Raw genomic sequence first — 18,549 nt, forward strand, 5'->3', positions numbered from 1 at the left:
TCAGGGAGAAGCAACGCCGATGAATGCCCAGGCGCCAGCCTTGCGGGATCCCCGCCTCAACCGTCCCGAGCCCTTTACGCCGCCGCTCGGCGACGGCGGCTTCTTCCAGCGCGATCGTTCCATTCATCCGCCGGCGCATGCGCCGGGCTACAAATCCTCGGTGCTGCGCTCGCCGCGCCAGTCTCTATTGTCGCTGGAGAACTCGATCTCGGAGATCACGGGGCCGGTGTTCGGGCACAATGATCTCGGCCCGCTCGACAATGATTTGATCCGCAATTACGCCAAGGACGGCGATCCCGTCGGCGAGCGCATCATCGTCCACGGCCGCGTGCTGGACGAGACCGGCCGCGGCGTGCCGAACACGCTGGTCGAGTTCTGGCAGGCCAATGCCGGCGGCCGCTACCGGCACAAGAAGGACACGTATCTGGCGCCGATCGACCCGAATTTCGGCGGCTGCGGCCGCGCGCTGACCGACGACACCGGCTACTATTACTTTCGCACCGTGAAGCCGGGCCCCTATCCGTGGCGCAACTATGTGAACAGCTGGCGTCCGGCCCACATCCACTTCTCGGTGTTCGGCTCAGGCTTCGCGCAGCGGCTGATCACGCAGATGTACTTCGAAGGCGATCCCCTGATCCCGGTCTGCCCGATCCTGACGACGATCCCGGACAAGGATGCGCTCGATCGCCTGGTGGCGCCACTCGACCTCAACGCCTCGACGCCGTTCGACTCGCTCGCCTACCGCTTCGACATCGTGCTGCGCGGCCAGCGCTCCACCTATTTCGAAAATCGCACCGCGGGGAACTGAGACCATGCCGCAGCCGCTCAACTATCTCAAGGAAACCGCCTCGCAGACGGCCGGGCCTTACGTCCATATCGGCTTGATCCCGGCGATGGCCGGCTTCGACATCTTCGAGAAGAATTTTTCGAACGTGCTGGTGACGCCGAACACCAAGGGCGAACGCATCACGCTGGAAGGCAAGGTGCTCGACGGCACCGGGACGCCGCTGCGCGACGTGCTGCTGGAGATCTGGCAGGCCAATGCGAACGGTCGCTACAACCATCCCGCGGATCGCTCGGCCGGTGCGCTGGAGGAAGAGTTTCGCGGCTGGGGCCGCGCCGGCTCCGACTTCGACAGCAGCCTCGTCACTTTCGAGACCATCAAGCCCGGCGCGATCACCGACAAGACGGGGCGCAAATGCGCACCCCACATCAATGTCTGGATCGTCGCGCGCGGCATCAATATCGGCCTCAACACGCGGCTCTATTTCTCGGATGAAGAGGCCGCCAACGCCGCCGATCCCGTGCTCAACCTGATCGAGCAGCCGGCCCGGCGCGCGACGCTGATCGCAAAGCGCACCGAGCGCGCCGGCAAGATCGTGTACTCCTTCACGATCAATTTGCAGGGGCCGGAGGAGACGGTGTTCTTCGACGTGTGAATATCCGGCGGTCGTCGCGCAGGGTCACTCGACCCGGTCGTCGCGTTTGATCGTTCCGCGCGTGAGGAATTGCGGTGGTTGCCGCATCTCGCGCGATGCCGGGCGCTCGACCGGATCGCGCCCGGCCTTTTGTCTCAGTTCTGCCAGATCGATGAAGACATCCGCCTGCCGGCGCAGGTCGTCGGCGACCATGGGCGGCTGAGTGGAGAGTGTGGAGACGACCGTCACGCGGACACCGCGGCGTTGCAAGGCCTCCACCAGCGAACGGAAATCCCCATCGCCTGAGAACAACACGATCTGATCGACATGCTGGGCGAGCTCCATCGCGCTTACGGCGAGGTCGACATCCATGCTGCCCTTCACCTTGCGGCGGCCGGTGGTGGCGTCGATGAACTCCTTGGTGAGCTTGGTGACGACGGTGTATCCGTTGTAGTCGAGCCAATCGATCAGCGGACGGATCGACGAATATTCCTGATCCTCGATGACGGTCGTATAGTAGAAGGCCCGGAGCAGCGTACCTCGGCTCTGAAATTCACTGAGCAGGCGCCGGTAGTCGATGTCGAAGCCGAGCGCCTTGGCGGTCGCATAGAGATTGGATCCGTCGATAAAGAGCGCGATCTTCCCAAACGAAGACATTATGCACAAATCCCCGGTTCAACACGAAAGCCGACGATCCAGCCGAAATGGCGCGGTGTGTCGGCCGGAAAATAACTGAAGGCGCCCGATAGCTTGCTGAAAAGGCGGCGCAGACGACCGGACAGGGGTGGCCGCCTTGCGCCGAGGTTAGGGAGGTTCCATGCCACCGGCGCCAGGGCGCCGAATGCAGTCACACTAAGGCGTGCGCAGCCTCTGCTCAATTGTACGGAGGTAAAGGGCCCCTATCCAAAGGATGGGACGCCATATACGAAGGTAAGTGGCAAGGGGAGCCATCGCGGTTCGCAGCGTCGGCGTCGACCACATGTGGCCCGGGTCTTTCGTCCGATGCGTCAGCCTTCGTCGCCATGGAGTTGCGCGCGAAACGCGCGCGGCGATACGCCCGTGGCTGCGGCGTAGACCCGGCTGAAATAGGCGGGATCATCGAAGCCGAGCGAATAGGCAATGGTCGAGACCGGCAGGTTGGTGTAGACGAGGTTGCGCCGCGCCTCGCGGATCAGCCGGTTGAGGATGAGGTGCGAGGCGGTGTCGCCGGTCGCCGCCCGCGTGATCCGGTTGAGATGCGTCGGTGTCACCGACAGCGCCTCGGCATAGTCGGCGACGCTCCAGCGCTCCAGATGATGCTGCTCCAGCAGTGCCTCGAAGCGGCGGAACAATCCGCTTTCCGCCGTACCGTTGCCGCCGCTCTCGCCCGCGAGCGCACGCGCCACGAGCCCGACCATGGCCGACGACAAGGCGCGGAGCACATGCGCACGGCCGAAATCGCGGGCGGCGTGTTCGGCGAAAATCTGCTTCATGATGGCGCGGATCTGCGACGTGCCGCGCACCACGCCCGATTGCGACAGGACACCGCGCAGGCCTTCGGCCGAGAGCAGCGCCTCATCCAGAATCTCCGCCGCGATCGTCAGGACCCAGCCCTGGGTATCAGGCACGAAGCGGAAGCCATGGACGTGGCCGACGGGCACGTTGACGATCTGCATCGGCTTTAGCGGCACCACGCGCCCGTCAAGTGTCGCCTCGCCGCCGCCGCGCTCGATCAGCAGCACCTGGTGCAGCCGGGCATGGCGATGCACGGCCAGCGTCCAGTCGTGCAGCACCGACCGCGACGCGATCGTCTCGCAATGCACGACGTCGGGCAGATCTCCGGACTCGCCGAACAGATTGTAGACCCGGATCGGCGGGGCAGGGGCGGCGTTCTTCATGTTCGAATAGTACAAGACAATGGCGAAACCCTCCATCCGTTTGCAGCGTTGATTCTGCAAAAAAGTGCCGACGGGAGGACGCAAAAATGAAAGTTCAGGTCTGTATCATCGGCGGTGGGCCGTCCGGGCTGCTGTTGTCCCAGCTCCTGCACCTCAAGGGCATCGATACGGTCGTGCTGGAGAAATACAGCCGCGATCACGTGCTCGCCCGTATCCGCGCCGGCGTGCTCGAGCACGGCTTTGCCAAGCTGATGCGCGAGGCGCAGTGCGGCGAGCGGATGGACCGCGAGGGCGAAATCCATAATGGGTTCGAGATCGCCCATGACGGGGTGTTGTCCCATATCGACCTGCACAAGCATTCCGGCGGCAATTCGGTGCTGGTCTACGGCCAGACCGAGCTGACGCGCGACCTCTACGAGGCGCGCGACCGGCTCGGCGGCAAGGTCGTGCACAATGCCGAGGATGTGACGCCGCACGATCTGACATCGGACCGTCCTTACGTCACCTATCGCTCGAACGGTGAAACGATCCGCGTCGATTGCGACTATGTCGTCGGCGCCGACGGTTTTCACGGCGTCAGCCGCAAGTCGATCCCGAAGGACGTGCTGCGTGAATATGAGAAAGTCTATCCGTTCGGCTGGCTAGGGGTGCTGTCGCGCACCAAACCGGTGTCTCCCGAGCTGATCTATGTGAAGCACGAGCGCGGCTTTGCGCTCTGCTCCCTGCGCTCGCAGGTGCTGAGCCGCTACTACATCCAGGTGCCGCTGACCGACAAGGTGGAGGACTGGAGCGATGATGCGTTCTGGGCCGAGCTGAAGCGCCGCCTGCCGGATGAGGTCGCAGGCCGCCTGATCACGGGACCCTCGATCGAGAAGAGCATCGCGCCGCTCCGCAGCTTCGTCGCCGAACCGATGAGCTATGGCCGGCTGTTCCTCGCCGGCGATGCAGCCCACATCGTGCCGCCGACCGGAGCGCGCGGACTGAACAGCGCCGCTTCCGATATCTACTATCTCTACCACGCTCTTCTCGGGCACTATCAGAGCGGTGACGATTCCGGTCTCAAAGGCTATTCCGCCAAGGCGCTGGCGCGGATCTGGAAGGCACAACGCTTCTCCTGGTGGATGACGATGCTGCTGCACCGCTTCCCCGACCGGCTCGAATACGAGGATCGGCTACAACAGACCGAGCTGGACTATCTGCTCTCGTCCGAGACGGCGCAGCGCCTGCTCGCGGAGAATTATGTGGGTCTGCCGTTTTAGAGCGATGGTTCACTGCGCGCTCTTCTTCCTTCTCCCACAAGGGGAGAGGGGAAGACCGCTCGCAGTTGAGACCGCTACTTTCCTTCCAGCGTATTGACCGGCGTCCAATCCGACGACGGTGGATTTGCCGCAAGCGCTCGGGCACGCTTGGCAAACAGCGCCGACGCCGGATCGCTCTCCGCCGTCCGTCCGAATGCATCGGCCGCCTTGGCAAATTCTCTTGCCCGCCAGCACGCCAGTCCCTCCGCATACGCGGCCGCCACCTTCGCCTGCGCGGCAGCCTCCGCGCCCATCTCCGCCAGCGGCTCGAACACCCTGATCGCCTCGCCGCGCCCCTGCACCCTGATCGAGTCGAGCTCGCGCCAGGCGAAAGTGCCACCCGTCTGCGCGACCGTCGCTTCCGATGCCATGATCGCGGTGCCGTAATATTTGTTGGCGCCTTCGAGCCGCGAGGCGACGTTCACGGTATCGCTCATCACGGTGTAGTTGAAGCGGCGCCGCGAGCCGATATTGCCGACCACGGCTTCGCCGCTGTTGAGTCCGATGCGATGCGACAAGCCATGACCGGCGAAGGCGGGATGGCCGGCATTGAGCTCGGCCAGCTTCTCGTGGCACTTCAGCGCGGCACGCACAGCATTGCGCGCGTGTGCAGGATCGTCGGCCGGCGCGCCGAACATGGCGACGATGGAATCGCCGATATATTTGTCGACGTAACCGCCATGGCCTTCGATGATGTCGGTCATGGCGGAGAGATATTCGTTCATCAGCGTGACCAGCTCGCCCGGCGTCATCGTCTCTGCGATCGAGGAGAAGCCGCTGAGGTCGGAGAAGAACATGGTGACGTTGCGCATCTCGCCGCCGAGCGCCGGCATCTTGCCGGAGGCGACCATGGTCTCGATCACCTCGGGCGCGAGATAGAGCGCAAAGCTCTTGCGCAGGAAACGCTCGTCGCGATCGGCCAGCACGAAGCGATAGCCGATCATCATGGCGAGCGCGGCGAGGCTTGCGAGCGCGGGCTCGGTCAGCGGCAGCGCCAGCGCATGCACGAACGCGCCGACGGCGACGGCTGCGTAAACGGCGGTGAGCGCGAGCCAGGCGATCACCGCGCCGCCAGGTGCGAGCATGCAGGCCGCGCAGGCGATGATTGCTGCGAGCGCAATCGTGAGAATGGGCCGCATGGGAAAGCCGAGCTCGGTCACCGCGTCCTGCTCGATCAGGTTGCGGACCACGGTGGCGTGCACGAACACGCCTGCAATGTCGCTGCGGGTCTTCTGTGCGGTGCCGGCAGGGGCGGGCAGGGCGCATCGCGCCCCCCGCGAGCCGTCATATCCGCCCGACAGCCGCATCGAGGTGAGCTTGCGATCCTCGAAATTGAGGATGGTGCCGAGCAGCACGACCTTGCCCTCGAAGGCGCGGCGAAAGAAATCGCGGTCGCCCTTCTCGACGCAGGCGCGCAGGTCGGCGAATGAATAGGCCGGGACGTCGCGGCCAAGGCCGCGGAAATTGAGCGTGAGCGTGTTGGGGACCGCGCTCGGGATGGCATAGCCGGACAACGTCGCGCCCGACGGACCGATCTCGGGCTTGGTACCGAGGGCCCGCGCGGCAAGCTCGACCGCCATCGCCGGAACCGGCTTGCCGTCGATGGAGAAGCTCAGCGGCATCCGCCGGATCACGTCGTCGGGGTCTGTGTGGACGTTGAGAGCGCGGACATTGTTCTTCACCGCCAGCTGCTGCGCGCGGTAGGGCCTGTCCGGATGGTCGTTGCTGAGGATTTCGCCGAGCACGAGCTTGCCGCCGTCGGAGAGCTGCCGCAGAGCGATGAGATAGTCCCGGTCAAATCCCCTCACGCGGCTGCCGAGCGACGCCTCGCCAAAGGGAATCTCGGACTGCTCGATCGAGCTCGGAAAGATGACGTCGAAGCCGATCACCTTGGCGCCGCCCTCGCTGATGCTGCCGAGCACCCGGCCGATCTCGCGCGTCCAGGTCTGCGTCGGCGACCCCTTGAAGGGTGGCGTGTCGTAGGTCTCCCCGTCGATGGCCACGACGACGACCGGCGATGTCGCGGGATCGCGGCGGTCGCCAAGGATATTGCCGCGCAGCGCCGTGAGGATGTCGAGGGAGAGACCTTGCAGTGTCTGAAGCGGTGGTGACGTGAAGACCGCGCCCGCAAGGAGCGCGATCAGGATCGCCGCAACGATGTCCCGCCTGCCGATCCGCCGCATCGCGCGGCCGTCTATTCGAGACGCAGCAGGCGGCCGATGATCGGGGTCGGCGAGGAGGTGGCGCTGGCGTCGATCTGGAAGGTGTAGCGCTTGGCACCGAGAATGGCGAGATAGCTGCCGCCCGGGGTCAGTGACTTTCCGGCCTTGGCAAAATCATAGAACTTGCCGCCGATCATGGCATCGCCCTTGAGCGGCACGCTGATCGTGGGTTCCTTGCCGTCGGTGCGCTCGATCACCAGCGTGCCGCCGGGTTTGGCTTGCACCAGTGGCGAGACGCCGTAGAGCGTCGGCAGCTTGGCCGGCGCGCCCTTCGTGTCCGACCGCATGGTGCGGAAGGTGGTCGCGGCACTCTGGTTCGCCTCGCGCTCGGACAGTTTTGCCGCATTGGTGTCGCAGGGCACCTTTTCCCGCTTGACCTCGCCCAGCTGCACGGTGCTCTGCTCGGCACCGACCAGAACGACACCTTCGCTGATCGTCTCGCGCTGGCAGGATTTAAGGTAGCTGAGCGTGATGCTGGCCTTGGGTCCGAGCTTGATGATCTTGCCCGGCGCCACATAGTCCATGAACGCGATGCCATCGACTTTGCCCTGGACGTCCTCGACGATCGCGGCAGGAGTCTCAGCCAAAGCGGGAGCCGCAAGGCAGAATGCGCCGACACTGGCGCCGATCAGGCTTTTCATGGGAATTCTCATCCAATTCGACGATGCTCGGGTGCCCCGTCCTGGTTCGATGCCTAGCAGCAGGCCGCCCGGGCAAGTGTGACCAGAATCACTCTTAGTTGTTGGTGCCAGTTTAGCAGGAACAGGTTCAAACCGGCGATCGCAGAAAAGTGGAGCCGCGGCAAGATGTTGGGGGATTGATCAGGTCAGGCGGTCGGGACGGCCTCGGCCGAATGGCTCTCGACCGGACGGCTCTCCGCCCCCACTCTCCATAGCGGGAACGAGGGTAGCCTCGGTCCTCTGAAGAGAGGTCGTCCGCTGACCGGCGGCGATCTCGACCACTTCGTCCCAGCGCGACAGGAAGGCCTCGACGCAGGCCGGATCGAACTGCCGGCCCGCGTTCTCAGCCAGGTAAGCGCGCGCCACCTCGAGCGGCATCGGCTCCTTGTACGGCCGCCGCGTGGTGAGGGCGTCGAAGACGTCGGCGACTGCGACCACGCGCGCGGCGACCGGGATTTCATCCGCCTTAAGGGCGTTCGGATAGCCCGCGCCGTCCCAGCGCTCGTGATGACCTGCGGCAATTTGCGCACCGAGCCGGATCAGCTCGCAGCTGGAATCGGCCAGGATTCGTTCGCCGATCGTCGCGTGCGTCCGGATCACCGCCATCTCCTCGTCGGTGAGCTTGCCTGGCTTGAGCAGGATATTGTCGGGAATGGCGACCTTGCCGACGTCATGCAGGGGCGCGGCGAGATAGATGTCGCGGCAGAGCCGGGGCGGCAGGCCGAGCTGCTCGGCGATGATGCGGCTGTACCTGGCGACCCGCAGCGTGTGCTCGCCGGTGTCGTTGTCGCGGTATTCGACCGCGAGCGCGAGCCGCAGGATGATCTCCTCCTCGCGCTCGCCGAGCTTTCGTGTCGCGACCGCGACTTCGCTGGCCAGATGCGCGGCGCGGTCGTTGAGCTTGCGTACGGCTGCACCAAGCTGAATTAAATTCCGCAGGCGCACCGTCATCTCGACGCTTTGTGGTTGTTTGGGCAGGAAGTCGGTTGCTCCAGCCTGCAGCGCTTCCATCTTGACGTCATCGGTCTGACGCGAGGTGATCATCGCGATCGGGGTGTCGGCGCAGCCGGGAAGCCTGCGGAAGCTGCGGATGAAGCTGATGCCGTCCATATGCGGCATCTCGTAGTCGACCAGCACCAGATCGAAGACGCGCTCCTGCGCGCAGGCCAGCGCCTCCACGGGATCGAGGAATGTGGTGGCTTCGACCAAGCCATCAGCCTCGATGTGACGTTTCAGGAAGTTGAGGACGGAGCGACTGTCGTCAACCAGGAGCGCTTGGGTCAGCATCGGCGGCCGGGGCTCTCTTCGCTGGCAAAGGCACGAACCCAAGCCATAGCCCGCGCAAATTTAACGCGAAGCAAATGCGCCGCATGGAAGCGCCGCGCGGCGGGTATGCGCGCCTCGCATTTGAGCAGGCTGTGCACGCTTGCACGCAGCCGCGCGAATTCCACGGGAATGTGACCCGTAGTTGTACGGATGCTCGCGTTAGGGTTTTGCTCACCCGATTCGCGTCAAACGTGTAGCGGAATTTTAGCAGAGGCGGATGCAGCGATGGCGCTCAATCCCATGGAGCCGAAGTGGTCGTTGCGGTTGCCCGCCGATTGCAGCATTGCGGCGATCCGCAACGTCTATGAGCTCATTCGCGAGGCATTCGGCCGCCAGGAGCGGCTCGAGATCGACTGTTCGAGTGTCGACAAGGCCGACGTGACTTCGATCCAGCTTCTGCTGTCGACCGCCAAGACGGGCGAGGCTCAAGGCCGCCCGGTGGTTCTGACCTCCTTCTCACAGTCTTTGCGCAACACCCTTCGCCGCGCCGGCTTCGCCAGCGAGGCGCTGATCGATCAGCATTTCCCGCAAAAGAAAGATGGCATCTAATGGCCACGATTCTGACCGTCGACGATTCCCCCAGCATCCGGCAAATGATCAAGGTCGTGCTCGAGCCGGCCGGTCACAACGTGATCGAGGCCGGCGACGGCGCGCAAGGGCTCGCCAAGGCGCAGGCCGGCAAGCTCGACCTCGTCATCACCGACCTCAATATGCCTGTCATGAACGGGCTGGAGTTGATCCGCGCATTGCGCAAGCTGCCGAGCGCGGTCGGCATGCCCATCGTGTTCCTGACCACCGAATCCAACGATACGGTGAAGCAGGAGGCCAAGAGCGCCGGCGCCACCGGGTGGATCACCAAACCCTTCAAGCCTGAACAGTTGCTCGCCGTGGTCGGCAAGCTGGTGCGCACATGAGCGCAATGGACCCGACCGAGGTCTTTCGTCAGGAAGCCAGCGAGCTCTTCGAAGTTCTTGAAGGGGCCTTGCTCGATCTCGGCCAGCGTCCCGACGACCGCGAGCTGGTCGATTCCGCCTTCCGCGCCCTGCATACGATCAAGGGGTCGGGCGCCATGTTCGGCTTCGACAAGGTCGCCTCCTTCACCCACGAATTCGAGACCGCCTTCGACCGCGTCCGCAAGGGCGAGATCAAGCCGACGCAGGAGCTGATCTCGGTCGCGCTCGCCGCCAAGGACTACATCCGCGCACTGATCGAGGATCCGCAGTCCACCGACGACATCATCGGCGAAGCCATCCTCGACGATCTCAGGCGCTTCGTCTCGGCGGATCAGCCTGCAGCTCCGGTCGCCGCGATCGCAGAAGCGCCGCCGCTGTCGCCAGCCGAGAGCAAGCAGGCCGGCTGGCACCTGTATCTGGAATTCGAATCCCACATCCTGCGGAACGGCTCGAACCCGCTCGACCTGCTGGAAGATCTCTGCAAGCTCGGCCCCTGCTTCGTCGTCCCGATCACCGACGGCATCCCGTTCCTCGACGAGATGGAGCCCGAAGACTGCTATCTGAAGTGGGACGTCAAGCTGCACGCGGCCTGCGACAAGGACGCGATCGACGACGTCTTCATGTTCGTCCAGGACGAGATGAAGCTGACGCTCTCGCCGCTCGAGCAGGTCGAAGCGCCGGCCCCGGCGCCGCTGTTCCAGCTCCTCGACGAGGAGCCGGTGGCTGCGGTCGAGATGGCTGCCCCGGCGATCGAGGCTGTTGCCGCGCCGGCCGCCGAGCAGCCTGCCGCAAAGGCTGAGCCGAAGCCTGAAGCCAGGCCGGAGCCGAGAGCCGAGGCCAAGCGCGAAGAGCGTGGCATCGCCACCGTCCGCGTCCAGGCCGAGCGCCTCGACGAGCTGATGGACCGCGTCGGCGAGCTCGTCATCGCCCAGGCGCGGCTGACCCAGCTCGCCGCCTCCGGCTCCGACCTCTCGATCAAGATGATCGCCGAGGAGATCGAGCGTCTTGCCTCTTCCTTGCGCGACACCACGATGGGTGCACGCATGGTGCCGATCGGCTCCTTGTTCGGCCGCTTCCGCCGCCTCGTGCACGATCTGTCGCGGGATCTGTCCAAGCCGGTCGAATTCGTCACCTCGGGCGAGGATACCGAGCTCGACAAGACCATGATCGAGTGCCTGGCCGATCCGCTGGTGCACCTGATCCGCAATGCGATCGACCACGGCATCGAGGACACCGCCACGCGCGCTGCCAACGGCAAGACCGAGCAGGGCCGGATCGAGCTCGCCGCCGTGCATTCCGGCGCGCAGGTGCTGGTCACCGTGAAGGACAATGGCGGCGGTCTCAACACCGCGCGCATCCGCGCGAAGGCGGAAGAGCAGGGGCTGATCGCGCCCGGCGCCGTGCTGAGCGATCACGAGATCCACCAATTCCTGTTCCACCCGGGCTTCTCGACCGCGCAGACGATCTCGGCACTGTCGGGCCGGGGCGTCGGCATGGATGTGGTCAAGCGCACCATCGAGAACATGCGCGGCTCGATCGACCTGTCGACCAGGTCCGGCCAGGGCACCACCGTGACGCTGCGCCTGCCGCTCACGCTCGCGATCATCGAAGGCCTGCTGATCCGCGTCGGCGAAGGCCGCTACATCATTCCGCTGTCGGCGGTGGAGGAATGCGTCGAGCTGACGGCCGAGGACGAGCGTTCGCGCGGCCGCAACTTCCTCAATGTGCGCGGCAATCTCGTGCCCTTCCTGCGCCTGCGCGAGCTCATGGCCGCGTCCGGCGTGCCCGACAGGCATCAGAAGACGATCATCATCTCGACTGGAGAGACCCGCGTCGGCCTCGTCGCCGACCAGATCATCGGCAACCACCAGACCGTGATCAAGTCGCTCTCCAAGCTGCACTCCGACGTCACCATCTTCTCCGGCGCGACGATCCTCGGTGACGGCACGGCGGCGCTGATCCTCGACGTCGCGCAGTTGGTTTCGCTCGCGCAGTCGAAGGTCGAGAAGCAGCACATCAACGAGGCGGCGTGATGAACCAGGATTTGGCGGGCGAGCATCGGTCCGGCGCAATGCAGGTCGTGATGATCGGCCTCGGCGAGGAGAAATTTGCACTCGACGCCGGTCTCGTGCGCGAGATCATAGATCCCGTCCCCGTCACCAAGGTGGCAGGCGCGCGCGCCTTCGTTCCCAGCGTGATCAATGTGCGCGGTAACGTCATTCCGCTCGCCGATCTGCGCATTCGCTTCGGCATGCCGCAGCTCGACAACTCGGCCGACACGCGCATCGTGGTCATCGAGCTCGAGCTCGACGGCGAGCCCGTGCTGGTCGGCGTCACCGCCGACAAGGTCTACGAGGTCACGGAGATCTCGCAGACCGACGTGCAGCAGACGCCGCGCGTCGGTATGCACTGGAAGCCGGAGTTCATTCGCTTCATCGCCAAGTGGCGCGAAGAGTTCGTCATCGTTCCGAACATGGAACGCATTCTGAATTGAAATGAGGTCTCGGGCGAGACCGGGGTAGGGGCTGGAAATGAGATTTACCGTCAAGGCAAAGCTTGCCAGTGCGTTCGGTGTGGTCCTGTTGCTCTCGATGGCGGCGGGCGGCCTCGCTTATGTGAAGCTGAGCGAGATGATCGACACCGCGGACAGCCTGGTGTCGCGCGCCGGCAGGATGGACCGTGCAGCGGAAATCGAGAAGGGCATCCTGCTCCAAGTCCGCGCCGAGAAGAACCTCATTCTCGCGCCTGAAGGCGAGGCGGATCGCTTCATTGCCGAGATCGCCAAGCAGCGCGAGACGCTTTTGAAGCTCAAGGAAGAGATCCACGCCGCGGCTTCACCCGAAGGCAAGAAGCTCCTCGACAATTTTGGTGCCGCCTATGCGCATATGAACGCAGTTCAGGACGATGCGCTCAAAACGGCCCGGACCGACAAGACGAAGGCCGCCGAGCGCTCTATGACCGAGGTTCGAAAGGCGGTCGGCGAGGCCATGGAAGCTGCCAACGTCTATGTCTCCAACGTCAAGAAGAACATGGCCGCCCAGTCTGCCCAGGCGCACGAGGATGGGAATCGCGCACAGTTCCTGCTGATCTCGGCCGTGGTGGCTTCGCTTGCCATCGGCCTGATCGCCGCGATCTGGATTTCGCTCAGCATCGCCCGCGGTCTCGGCCGTGCGGTCGGACTCGCCGGTGCGGTTGCCAACGGCGATCTCAGCCAGTCGATCAAGGTCACCAGCAACGACGAGATCGGCGATCTGGTGACTTCGCTGAACGCGATGGTCGAGAAGCTCAAGCAAATCGTCGCAGAGGCGCTTACGGCCGCGCAGAACGTCTCCGCCGGGAGCCAGGAACTGTCCGCCAGCGCCGAGCAGCTCTCGCAGGGGGCAACCGAGCAGGCCTCGTCGGCGGAGGAAGCTTCCTCCTCGATGGAGGAGATGGCCTCCAACGTGAAACAGAACGCCGACAACGCCAACCAGACCGAGAAGATTGCGGCGCAATCGGCCAAGGACGCCGAAGCCAGCGGTGTCGCAGTCGGTCGTGCCGTCGAGGCGATGCAGACCATCGCCGAGAAGATCACGATCGTGCAGGAGATCGCGCGGCAGACCGATCTGCTCGCGCTCAACGCGGCGGTGGAAGCGGCCCGCGCCGGCGAGCACGGCAAGGGTTTTGCGGTGGTTGCCTCCGAGGTGCGCAAGCTCGCCGAGCGCAGCCAGGCGGCGGCAGCGGACATCGGCACGCTCTCGACCGAGAGCGTCAAGGTCGCGCAAGAGGCGGGGCAAATGCTGTCCAAGCTCGTGCCCGACATCAAGAAGACCGCGGAGCTGGTGCAGGAGATCACCGCGGCCTGCCGCGAGCAGGACGTGGGCTCGGCCCAGATCAACCAGGCGATCCAGCAGCTCGACAAGGTCGGCCAGCAAAACGCCAGCGCGTCCGAGCAGGTGTCCTCGACCTCGGAGGAGCTCGCTTCGCAAGCCGAGCAGCTCCAGTCCACCATCTCGTTCTTCCGGATCGAGCAAGCGACGCGCAAGGAGAATGCCGCGGCCGAGCCGATTGACCGCGCCGTCGGCCAGCTCCGGGCCAAGGCTGCGCACATGAAGGCTGCGCACATGGCGGCGGTCGATCGCGGCGCGAAGAAGCCGGCTCCCGTCCGCAAGCCGGCGCGTGCGATGAAGGTCGCCGGCGGCGGCGGCTTCGCCTTCGACATGCATGACGGCGAAGACGACCGCGACGCCGAATTCCAGCGCTGATCAACCGGTCCGGCCTCGCGCCGGACCGCATTCATTCGCCAACCTCCGGATCCTTGGACTGCATCATGGCCGCAACCTCGCAATATCTGACGCTCGGGCTCGCCGGCGAGACGTTCGGCATCAGCATCCGCAATGTCCGTGAGATCCTCGACATGCGGCCGATCTCGCGGCTTCCGCACGCCCCGAACTTCCTGCTCGGCATGATCGACGTGCGCGGCAGCGGCTATCCGATCGTCGACCTCCGGACCAAGCTCGGCCTGCCGAGCGTGCCGGCCACCGAAGCCACCCGCATCATCATCCTTGACGTGCCGATGAAGGACCGCCTGGTCGGCGTCGGCTTCGTCGCCGACTGTGTGTTCGAGGTCACCGACATCGACGAGCAGGCGATCGAGCCGATCCCGGAGGTCGGCGGCAAATGGCAATCCGATTATGCCGCCGGGATCGGCCGCAAGGGCGAAAAGTTCGTCGTCATTTTCGACCTCGCCAAGCTGATGGCGAACGACAAGATCCCGGAAGGGCGCGATGCCGGCGCGGACGCGCCTCGCGCTGCCTGAGTTTGCAAGAGTGAAGCGTGGTCACGCGTAAGCACCCCAATTCGAACCAACGAGACTGACATGAGATTCACCGTCAAAGCCAAGCTCGCCAGCGCCTTCGGCGTCGTCATCCTGCTCTCCATGATTGCCGGCGGGGTCGCTTATCTCAAATTGAGCGACATGGTCGTAACGGCTGAACACCTTTCTGCTCGGGCCGGTCGGCTGGCGAAGGTGGCGGAGCTGCAGGAAAGCGTCCTGCTCCAGGTTCGGGCCGAAAAGAACGCCATTCTCGCCTCTGAAGCCGACCAGGACAAGTTCATCAGCCAGATCGCTCAATTGCGGGAACGTGCGGTGAGGGCCAAGGACGAGGCCTACAAGGGGGCGAGCGAAAACGGCAGGAAAATGATCGACGCGTTTTCGGTCGCCTACGCCAATTGGACCGTCGCGCAGGATCAGACGCTCAAGCTGGCAAAGCAGGACAAGGTCAAGGCCGCCGAACGTTCGATGACCGAAGGCGTGAGGACCTCTACGCCGGCACTTGATGCGGCAAACGAGTACATCAGCTACGTCAAGAAGCAGATGGTCGACGAGAGCGAGGCCGCCAAGATCGAGGGAAGCCGGGCCGAAATCGTGCTGATGAGTCTCGTGCTGGTATCCTTGCTGATTGCAGTGGTTGCCGCCACCTGGATCGCGCTGAGCATCAGTCGCGCCCTGTCGCGCGCCGTCGACCTCGCCGATGCCGTCGCTATTGGCGACCTCAGCCGGAAGATCGAGGTCGTCAGCAACGACGAGCTCGGCGATCTCGTCAAGTCGCTAAACGCGATGACCAAGAACCTGAATCAGACGGCCGCCATTGCCAACGAGATCGCACAAGGCAATCTGATGGTCGAGGCCAAGCCGCTGTCGGACAAGGACACGCTGGGCCTTGCGCTGGAGCGCATGGTGGAGAAGCTCCGCCAGATCGTGTCGGAAGCGCTGACCGCGGCGCAGAACGTCTCCGCCGGCAGCCAGGAGCTCTCCGCCAGCGCCGAGCAGCTCTCGCAGGGCGCGACCGAGCAGGCCTCGTCCGCCGAGGAAGCCTCCTCCTCGATGGAAGAGATGGCTTCGAACGTGAAGCAGAACGCCGACAACGCCAACCAGACCGAGAAGATCGCCGCGCAGTCCGCCAAGGACGCCGAGGCCAGCGGCGCCGCCGTGGGGCGCGCCGTCAACGCGATGCAGACCATCGCCGAGAAGATCACGATCGTGCAGGAGATCGCGCGGCAGACCGATCTGCTCGCGCTCAACGCGGCGGTGGAAGCGGCGCGCGCCGGCGAGCACGGCAAGGGTTTTGCGGTGGTCGCCTCCGAGGTGCGCAAGCTCGCCGAGCGCAGCCAGGCGGCCGCGGCCGAGATCGGCACGCTCTCGGCCGACACCGTCAAGGTGGCGCAGGAGGCCGGCGCGATGCTCGCCAAGCTGGTTCCTGACATCAAGAAGACGGCCGAGCTCGTCGAGGAGATCACCGCGGCCTGCCGCGAGCAGGACGTCGGTTCGGCCCAGATCAACCAGGCGATCCAGCAGCTCGACAAGGTCGGCCAGCAGAACGCCAGCGCATCCGAGCAGGTGTCCTCGACCTCGGAGGAGCTCGCCTCGCAGGCCGAACAGCTGCAGTCGACCATTGCCTATTTCCGTATCGAGCAGGGTGGAAAAGGCCAGCCCGCGCCGATCGACCGGGCGGTCAACCAGCTGCGCGCCAAGGCAACCTCCATGGCGGCCTCCATGGCGGCGGCCGAGCGTCCGGCCAAGAAGCCGCAGGCCAAGCCGGCGCGCGCGGCGAAGGTCGCCGGTGGCGGCGGCTTCGCCTTCGATATGAACGACGGCGAGGACGACCGGGACGCCGATTTCCAGCGCTAGGACCCGCGAGGGCTCCTGCGGACCGGTTCGTTCGGTGTGGACCGGTCCGCTTTCAGCGGTGACGTGAACGCGTGGGATTCAAGATGGCCAGGATGGCCCGACATTCAGTGCAGGCGGCCGTCCCGGACGCGGGCTGTCGTCCATGATGCCCGCCATACAGGACACGGCCGTGCATCTGTCCGACCGCCACTTCCGGACCATCGCCGAATTGATCGAGAGCCAGGTCGGCATCAAGCTGCCGCAGGGCAAGCGGCTGATGCTGGAGGGGCGGCTGCACAAGCGCGTGCGCGCGCTGAACTTCTCCGGCCTCAATGAATATGTCGAGAACCTGTTCGAGGCGGATCTTTTCGAGACCGAGCTTACTCATCTCATCGACGTGGTGACGACCAACAAGACCGATTTTTTCCGCGAGCCGCAGCACTTCACCTTCATGAGGGACGTCGCGGTCCCCGCTTTGCTCAAATCGCATGGACGCAAGAACGCGAACCTGAAGATCTGGAGTTCGGCGAGCTCCACCGGCATGGAGGCCTACACGACCGCGATGGTGCTGGACGACATGACGTGGAGCGGCTCGCGCTTCCAGTACCGCATCCTCGGCACCGACATCTCGACCGCGGTGCTGCGCCTCGCCAGGACGGCGATCTACACCCGCGACGTGCTCGCGCCGGTGCCGGAGCCGTTCGTGAAGCGCTATTTTTCATCGTCGCGGGACAGGTCGCGCGGCGAGGTGCGGATCGTGCCCGAGTTACGGCGCATGACGCACTTCATGAGGATGAACCTCATGGACAAGTCCTATCCCGTCGATCGCGACGTCGACATCATCTTCTGCCGCAACGTCCTGATCTATTTCGAGCGCGAGACCCAGCGCAAGGTGGTCGAGCAATTGTGCGGCCATTTGCGTCCGGGCGGCTATCTGCTGGTCGGACATTCGGAATCGATGATTCATAGTGCCGTGCCCGGGCTGAAGCAGATTCAGCCAACCATCTTCCAGGTCTAGCCGGAGCGCAACCACGATGCCGAGGGGGAAAGTTCGCGTGCTGATCGTGGACGATTCGGCGTCGGTGCGCCAAATCCTTCAGACGATCCTCTCTGAAGATCCTGAGATCGAGGTGATGGCGACTGCCTCCGATCCGTTCGTGGCGGCCAAGCGGCTCGAGAAGGAGCTGCCAGACGTCATCATCCTCGACCTCGAAATGCCGCGCATGGACGGCATGACCTTCCTGCGCAAGATCATGGCGCAGCATCCGATCCCGGTGATCATCTGCTCCTCGCTCACCGAAGAGGGCTCCAATGTGATGTTCGAGGCGTTCGAGGCGGGCGCGGGCGACATCGTGCCGAAGCCGAAGATCGACACGCGGCAGGCGCTGCTCGAATGCTCCACGCGGCTGCGTGGGGCCGTGAAGGCGGCCGCCCGCGCCCGGGGGCGTCCGCGCGCGGAACGTCGCGCCGTCGAGAAGAAGCTGACCGCCGATGCCATCATCCCGCCGCCGGTGCAGGGCAAGGTCCGGCCGACCACGGAACGCATCGTGTGCATCGGCGCCTCCACGGGCGGCACCGAAGCGCTCAACGACGTCCTCGAGATGCTGCCGCCGCATTGTCCTCCCATCGTGATCGTCCAGCACATGCCGGCGGGCTTTACCGCGGCCTTTGCCAGACGCCTCGACAGCGTCTGCCAGATCCGGGTCAAGGAGGCCGAGGACGGTGAGCCGGTGCTGCCGGGCTGCGCCTATATCGCCCCCGGCGCCCGGCACATGCTGCTCCAGCGTATCGGCCTGCGCTACCAGATCGCGATCAAGGATGGGCCGCCGGTGTCGCGGCATCGTCCGTCGGTGGACGTGCTGTTCCGCTCGGCCGCCCAGCATGCCGGCGCCAACGCGCTCGGCGTGATCATGACCGGCATGGGTGATGACGGCGCGCGCGGAATGCTGGAGATGCGCAAGCTTGGCGCCGCGACGCGTGCGCAGGATGAAGAGAGCTGCGTGGTGTTCGGCATGCCCAAGGAAGCCATCGCTCATGGCGGCGTCGAGAGGGTCGTGTCGCTGCACCACATCCCGCGCGAGATCATGCTTTGGTATCAGGCCGGGCATCCGGCGGTGGCAGGTTGA

General features: G+C 64.7%; 16 protein-coding genes and 1 pseudogene. 12 read left to right on the forward strand and 5 right to left on the reverse strand.

Translation table 11 applies throughout. From position 1 onward, the window contains the following. Positions 1-19 precede the first annotated feature (19 nt). Together pcaH and pcaG are read left to right on the forward strand one after the other, a co-directional pair. A complete protein-coding gene (gene pcaH, locus CVM73_RS08470) occupies positions 20-808 on the forward strand; it encodes a protocatechuate 3,4-dioxygenase subunit beta (RefSeq protein ID WP_100231546.1) in 789 nt (262 codons plus the stop codon). Between the two features lie 4 nt (positions 809-812). Further along, positions 813-1,439 carry a protocatechuate 3,4-dioxygenase subunit alpha gene (pcaG, locus tag CVM73_RS08475; protein WP_100231547.1) on the forward strand — a complete coding sequence of 209 codons (627 nt, stop codon included), beginning with the start codon at positions 813-815 and terminating at the stop codon, positions 1,437-1,439. A 24-nt stretch (positions 1,440-1,463) separates the two neighbouring features. Here the strand turns inward: pcaG and CVM73_RS08480 are convergent, their stop codons facing one another. Together CVM73_RS08480 and CVM73_RS08485 are read right to left on the reverse strand one after the other, a co-directional pair. Further along, entirely contained in the window at positions 1,464-2,075 is a 612-nt protein-coding gene (locus tag CVM73_RS08480; RefSeq protein ID WP_100231548.1) for a LabA-like NYN domain-containing protein, read from the reverse strand. Positions 2,076-2,425: 350 nt separating this feature from the next. Next, positions 2,426-3,331, reverse strand: a complete 906-nt coding sequence (locus CVM73_RS08485; RefSeq protein ID WP_100231549.1) for a helix-turn-helix domain-containing protein — start codon at positions 3,329-3,331, stop codon at positions 2,426-2,428. A gap of 50 nt (positions 3,332-3,381) precedes the next feature. Between CVM73_RS08485 and pobA the strand changes: the two genes are divergently transcribed. Further along, positions 3,382-4,554 carry a 4-hydroxybenzoate 3-monooxygenase gene (gene pobA, locus CVM73_RS08490; protein WP_100231550.1) on the forward strand — a complete coding sequence of 391 codons (1,173 nt, stop codon included), beginning with the start codon at positions 3,382-3,384 and terminating at the stop codon, positions 4,552-4,554. 74 nt (positions 4,555-4,628) lie between these two features. Here the strand turns inward: pobA and CVM73_RS08495 are convergent, their stop codons facing one another. The 3 genes and pseudogenes from CVM73_RS08495 to CVM73_RS08505 all read right to left on the reverse strand — a co-directional run bounded on the left by CVM73_RS08495 (position 4,629) and on the right by CVM73_RS08505 (position 8,782). Then, positions 4,629-6,776 carry an adenylate/guanylate cyclase domain-containing protein gene (locus CVM73_RS08495; protein WP_100231551.1) on the reverse strand — a complete coding sequence of 716 codons (2,148 nt, stop codon included), beginning with the start codon at positions 6,774-6,776 and terminating at the stop codon, positions 4,629-4,631. Positions 6,777-6,787: 11 nt separating this feature from the next. Next, positions 6,788-7,456 (reverse strand): hypothetical protein, encoded by a 669-nt coding sequence (locus CVM73_RS08500; protein WP_167406719.1) that lies wholly within the window; start codon positions 7,454-7,456, stop codon positions 6,788-6,790. 185 nt (positions 7,457-7,641) lie between these two features. Continuing rightward, positions 7,642-8,782 (reverse strand): annotated as a pseudogene (locus CVM73_RS08505) (HD domain-containing phosphohydrolase). Positions 8,783-9,046: 264 nt separating this feature from the next. Here CVM73_RS08505 and CVM73_RS08510 point away from each other — a divergent pair. The 9 genes from CVM73_RS08510 (at position 9,047) to CVM73_RS08550 (ending at position 18,549) form a co-directional block, all read left to right on the forward strand. Beyond that, positions 9,047-9,370: an STAS domain-containing protein gene (locus CVM73_RS08510; RefSeq protein WP_100231553.1), complete on the forward strand. Its 324-nt coding sequence runs from the start codon at positions 9,047-9,049 to the stop codon at positions 9,368-9,370. Further along, positions 9,370-9,735, forward strand: coding sequence for a response regulator (locus CVM73_RS08515; protein ID WP_100231554.1), 366 nt, complete (start codon positions 9,370-9,372; stop codon positions 9,733-9,735). The genes CVM73_RS08510 and CVM73_RS08515 overlap by 1 nt, the downstream gene beginning before the upstream one ends. Then, a complete protein-coding gene (locus tag CVM73_RS08520; RefSeq protein ID WP_100231555.1) occupies positions 9,732-11,807 on the forward strand; it encodes a chemotaxis protein CheA in 2,076 nt (691 codons plus the stop codon). The genes CVM73_RS08515 and CVM73_RS08520 overlap by 4 nt, the downstream gene beginning before the upstream one ends. After that, positions 11,807-12,268: a chemotaxis protein CheW gene (locus tag CVM73_RS08525; protein WP_167406721.1), complete on the forward strand. Its 462-nt coding sequence runs from the start codon at positions 11,807-11,809 to the stop codon at positions 12,266-12,268. The genes CVM73_RS08520 and CVM73_RS08525 overlap by 1 nt, the downstream gene beginning before the upstream one ends. A gap of 37 nt (positions 12,269-12,305) precedes the next feature. Next, a complete protein-coding gene (locus tag CVM73_RS08530) occupies positions 12,306-14,018 on the forward strand; it encodes a methyl-accepting chemotaxis protein (RefSeq protein WP_100231557.1) in 1,713 nt (570 codons plus the stop codon). Between the two features lie 65 nt (positions 14,019-14,083). Beyond that, the gene (locus CVM73_RS08535) at positions 14,084-14,572 is read left to right on the forward strand and encodes a chemotaxis protein CheW (protein ID WP_100231558.1); all 489 of its coding nucleotides are present in this window, start codon (positions 14,084-14,086) and stop codon (positions 14,570-14,572) included. A gap of 60 nt (positions 14,573-14,632) precedes the next feature. Further along, positions 14,633-16,444, forward strand: coding sequence for a methyl-accepting chemotaxis protein (locus tag CVM73_RS08540; RefSeq protein WP_100231559.1), 1,812 nt, complete (start codon positions 14,633-14,635; stop codon positions 16,442-16,444). Between the two features lie 142 nt (positions 16,445-16,586). Next, a complete protein-coding gene (locus tag CVM73_RS08545; protein WP_100231560.1) occupies positions 16,587-17,441 on the forward strand; it encodes a CheR family methyltransferase in 855 nt (284 codons plus the stop codon). Between the two features lie 16 nt (positions 17,442-17,457). Continuing rightward, positions 17,458-18,549, forward strand: coding sequence for a protein-glutamate methylesterase/protein-glutamine glutaminase (locus CVM73_RS08550; protein ID WP_100231561.1), 1,092 nt, complete (start codon positions 17,458-17,460; stop codon positions 18,547-18,549).

The sequence above is a fragment of the Bradyrhizobium forestalis genome (genome assembly GCF_002795245.1).
Classification (GTDB): Bacteria; Pseudomonadota; Alphaproteobacteria; order Rhizobiales; family Xanthobacteraceae; genus Bradyrhizobium; species Bradyrhizobium forestalis.

Excerpts from the sequence above, each read along its gene's own strand:
- pcaH (WP_100231546.1), top strand. The coding sequence starts at position 20 with ATGAATGCCCAGGCGCCAGCCTTGCGGGATCCCCGCCTCAACCGTCCC.
- pcaG (WP_100231547.1), top strand. The coding sequence starts at position 813 with ATGCCGCAGCCGCTCAACTATCTCAAGGAAACCGCCTCGCAGACGGCC.
- CVM73_RS08480 (WP_100231548.1), bottom strand. The coding sequence starts at position 2,075 with ATGTCTTCGTTTGGGAAGATCGCGCTCTTTATCGACGGATCCAATCTC.
- CVM73_RS08485 (WP_100231549.1), bottom strand. The coding sequence starts at position 3,331 with ATGGAGGGTTTCGCCATTGTCTTGTACTATTCGAACATGAAGAACGCC.
- pobA (WP_100231550.1), top strand. The coding sequence starts at position 3,382 with ATGAAAGTTCAGGTCTGTATCATCGGCGGTGGGCCGTCCGGGCTGCTG.
- CVM73_RS08495 (WP_100231551.1), bottom strand. The coding sequence starts at position 6,776 with ATGCGGCGGATCGGCAGGCGGGACATCGTTGCGGCGATCCTGATCGCG.
- CVM73_RS08500 (WP_167406719.1), bottom strand. The coding sequence starts at position 7,456 with ATGAAAAGCCTGATCGGCGCCAGTGTCGGCGCATTCTGCCTTGCGGCT.
- CVM73_RS08510 (WP_100231553.1), top strand. The coding sequence starts at position 9,047 with ATGGCGCTCAATCCCATGGAGCCGAAGTGGTCGTTGCGGTTGCCCGCC.
- CVM73_RS08515 (WP_100231554.1), top strand. The coding sequence starts at position 9,370 with ATGGCCACGATTCTGACCGTCGACGATTCCCCCAGCATCCGGCAAATG.
- CVM73_RS08520 (WP_100231555.1), top strand. The coding sequence starts at position 9,732 with ATGAGCGCAATGGACCCGACCGAGGTCTTTCGTCAGGAAGCCAGCGAG.
- CVM73_RS08525 (WP_167406721.1), top strand. The coding sequence starts at position 11,807 with ATGAACCAGGATTTGGCGGGCGAGCATCGGTCCGGCGCAATGCAGGTC.
- CVM73_RS08530 (WP_100231557.1), top strand. The coding sequence starts at position 12,306 with ATGAGATTTACCGTCAAGGCAAAGCTTGCCAGTGCGTTCGGTGTGGTC.
- CVM73_RS08535 (WP_100231558.1), top strand. The coding sequence starts at position 14,084 with ATGGCCGCAACCTCGCAATATCTGACGCTCGGGCTCGCCGGCGAGACG.
- CVM73_RS08540 (WP_100231559.1), top strand. The coding sequence starts at position 14,633 with ATGAGATTCACCGTCAAAGCCAAGCTCGCCAGCGCCTTCGGCGTCGTC.
- CVM73_RS08545 (WP_100231560.1), top strand. The coding sequence starts at position 16,587 with ATGATGCCCGCCATACAGGACACGGCCGTGCATCTGTCCGACCGCCAC.
- CVM73_RS08550 (WP_100231561.1), top strand. The coding sequence starts at position 17,458 with ATGCCGAGGGGGAAAGTTCGCGTGCTGATCGTGGACGATTCGGCGTCG.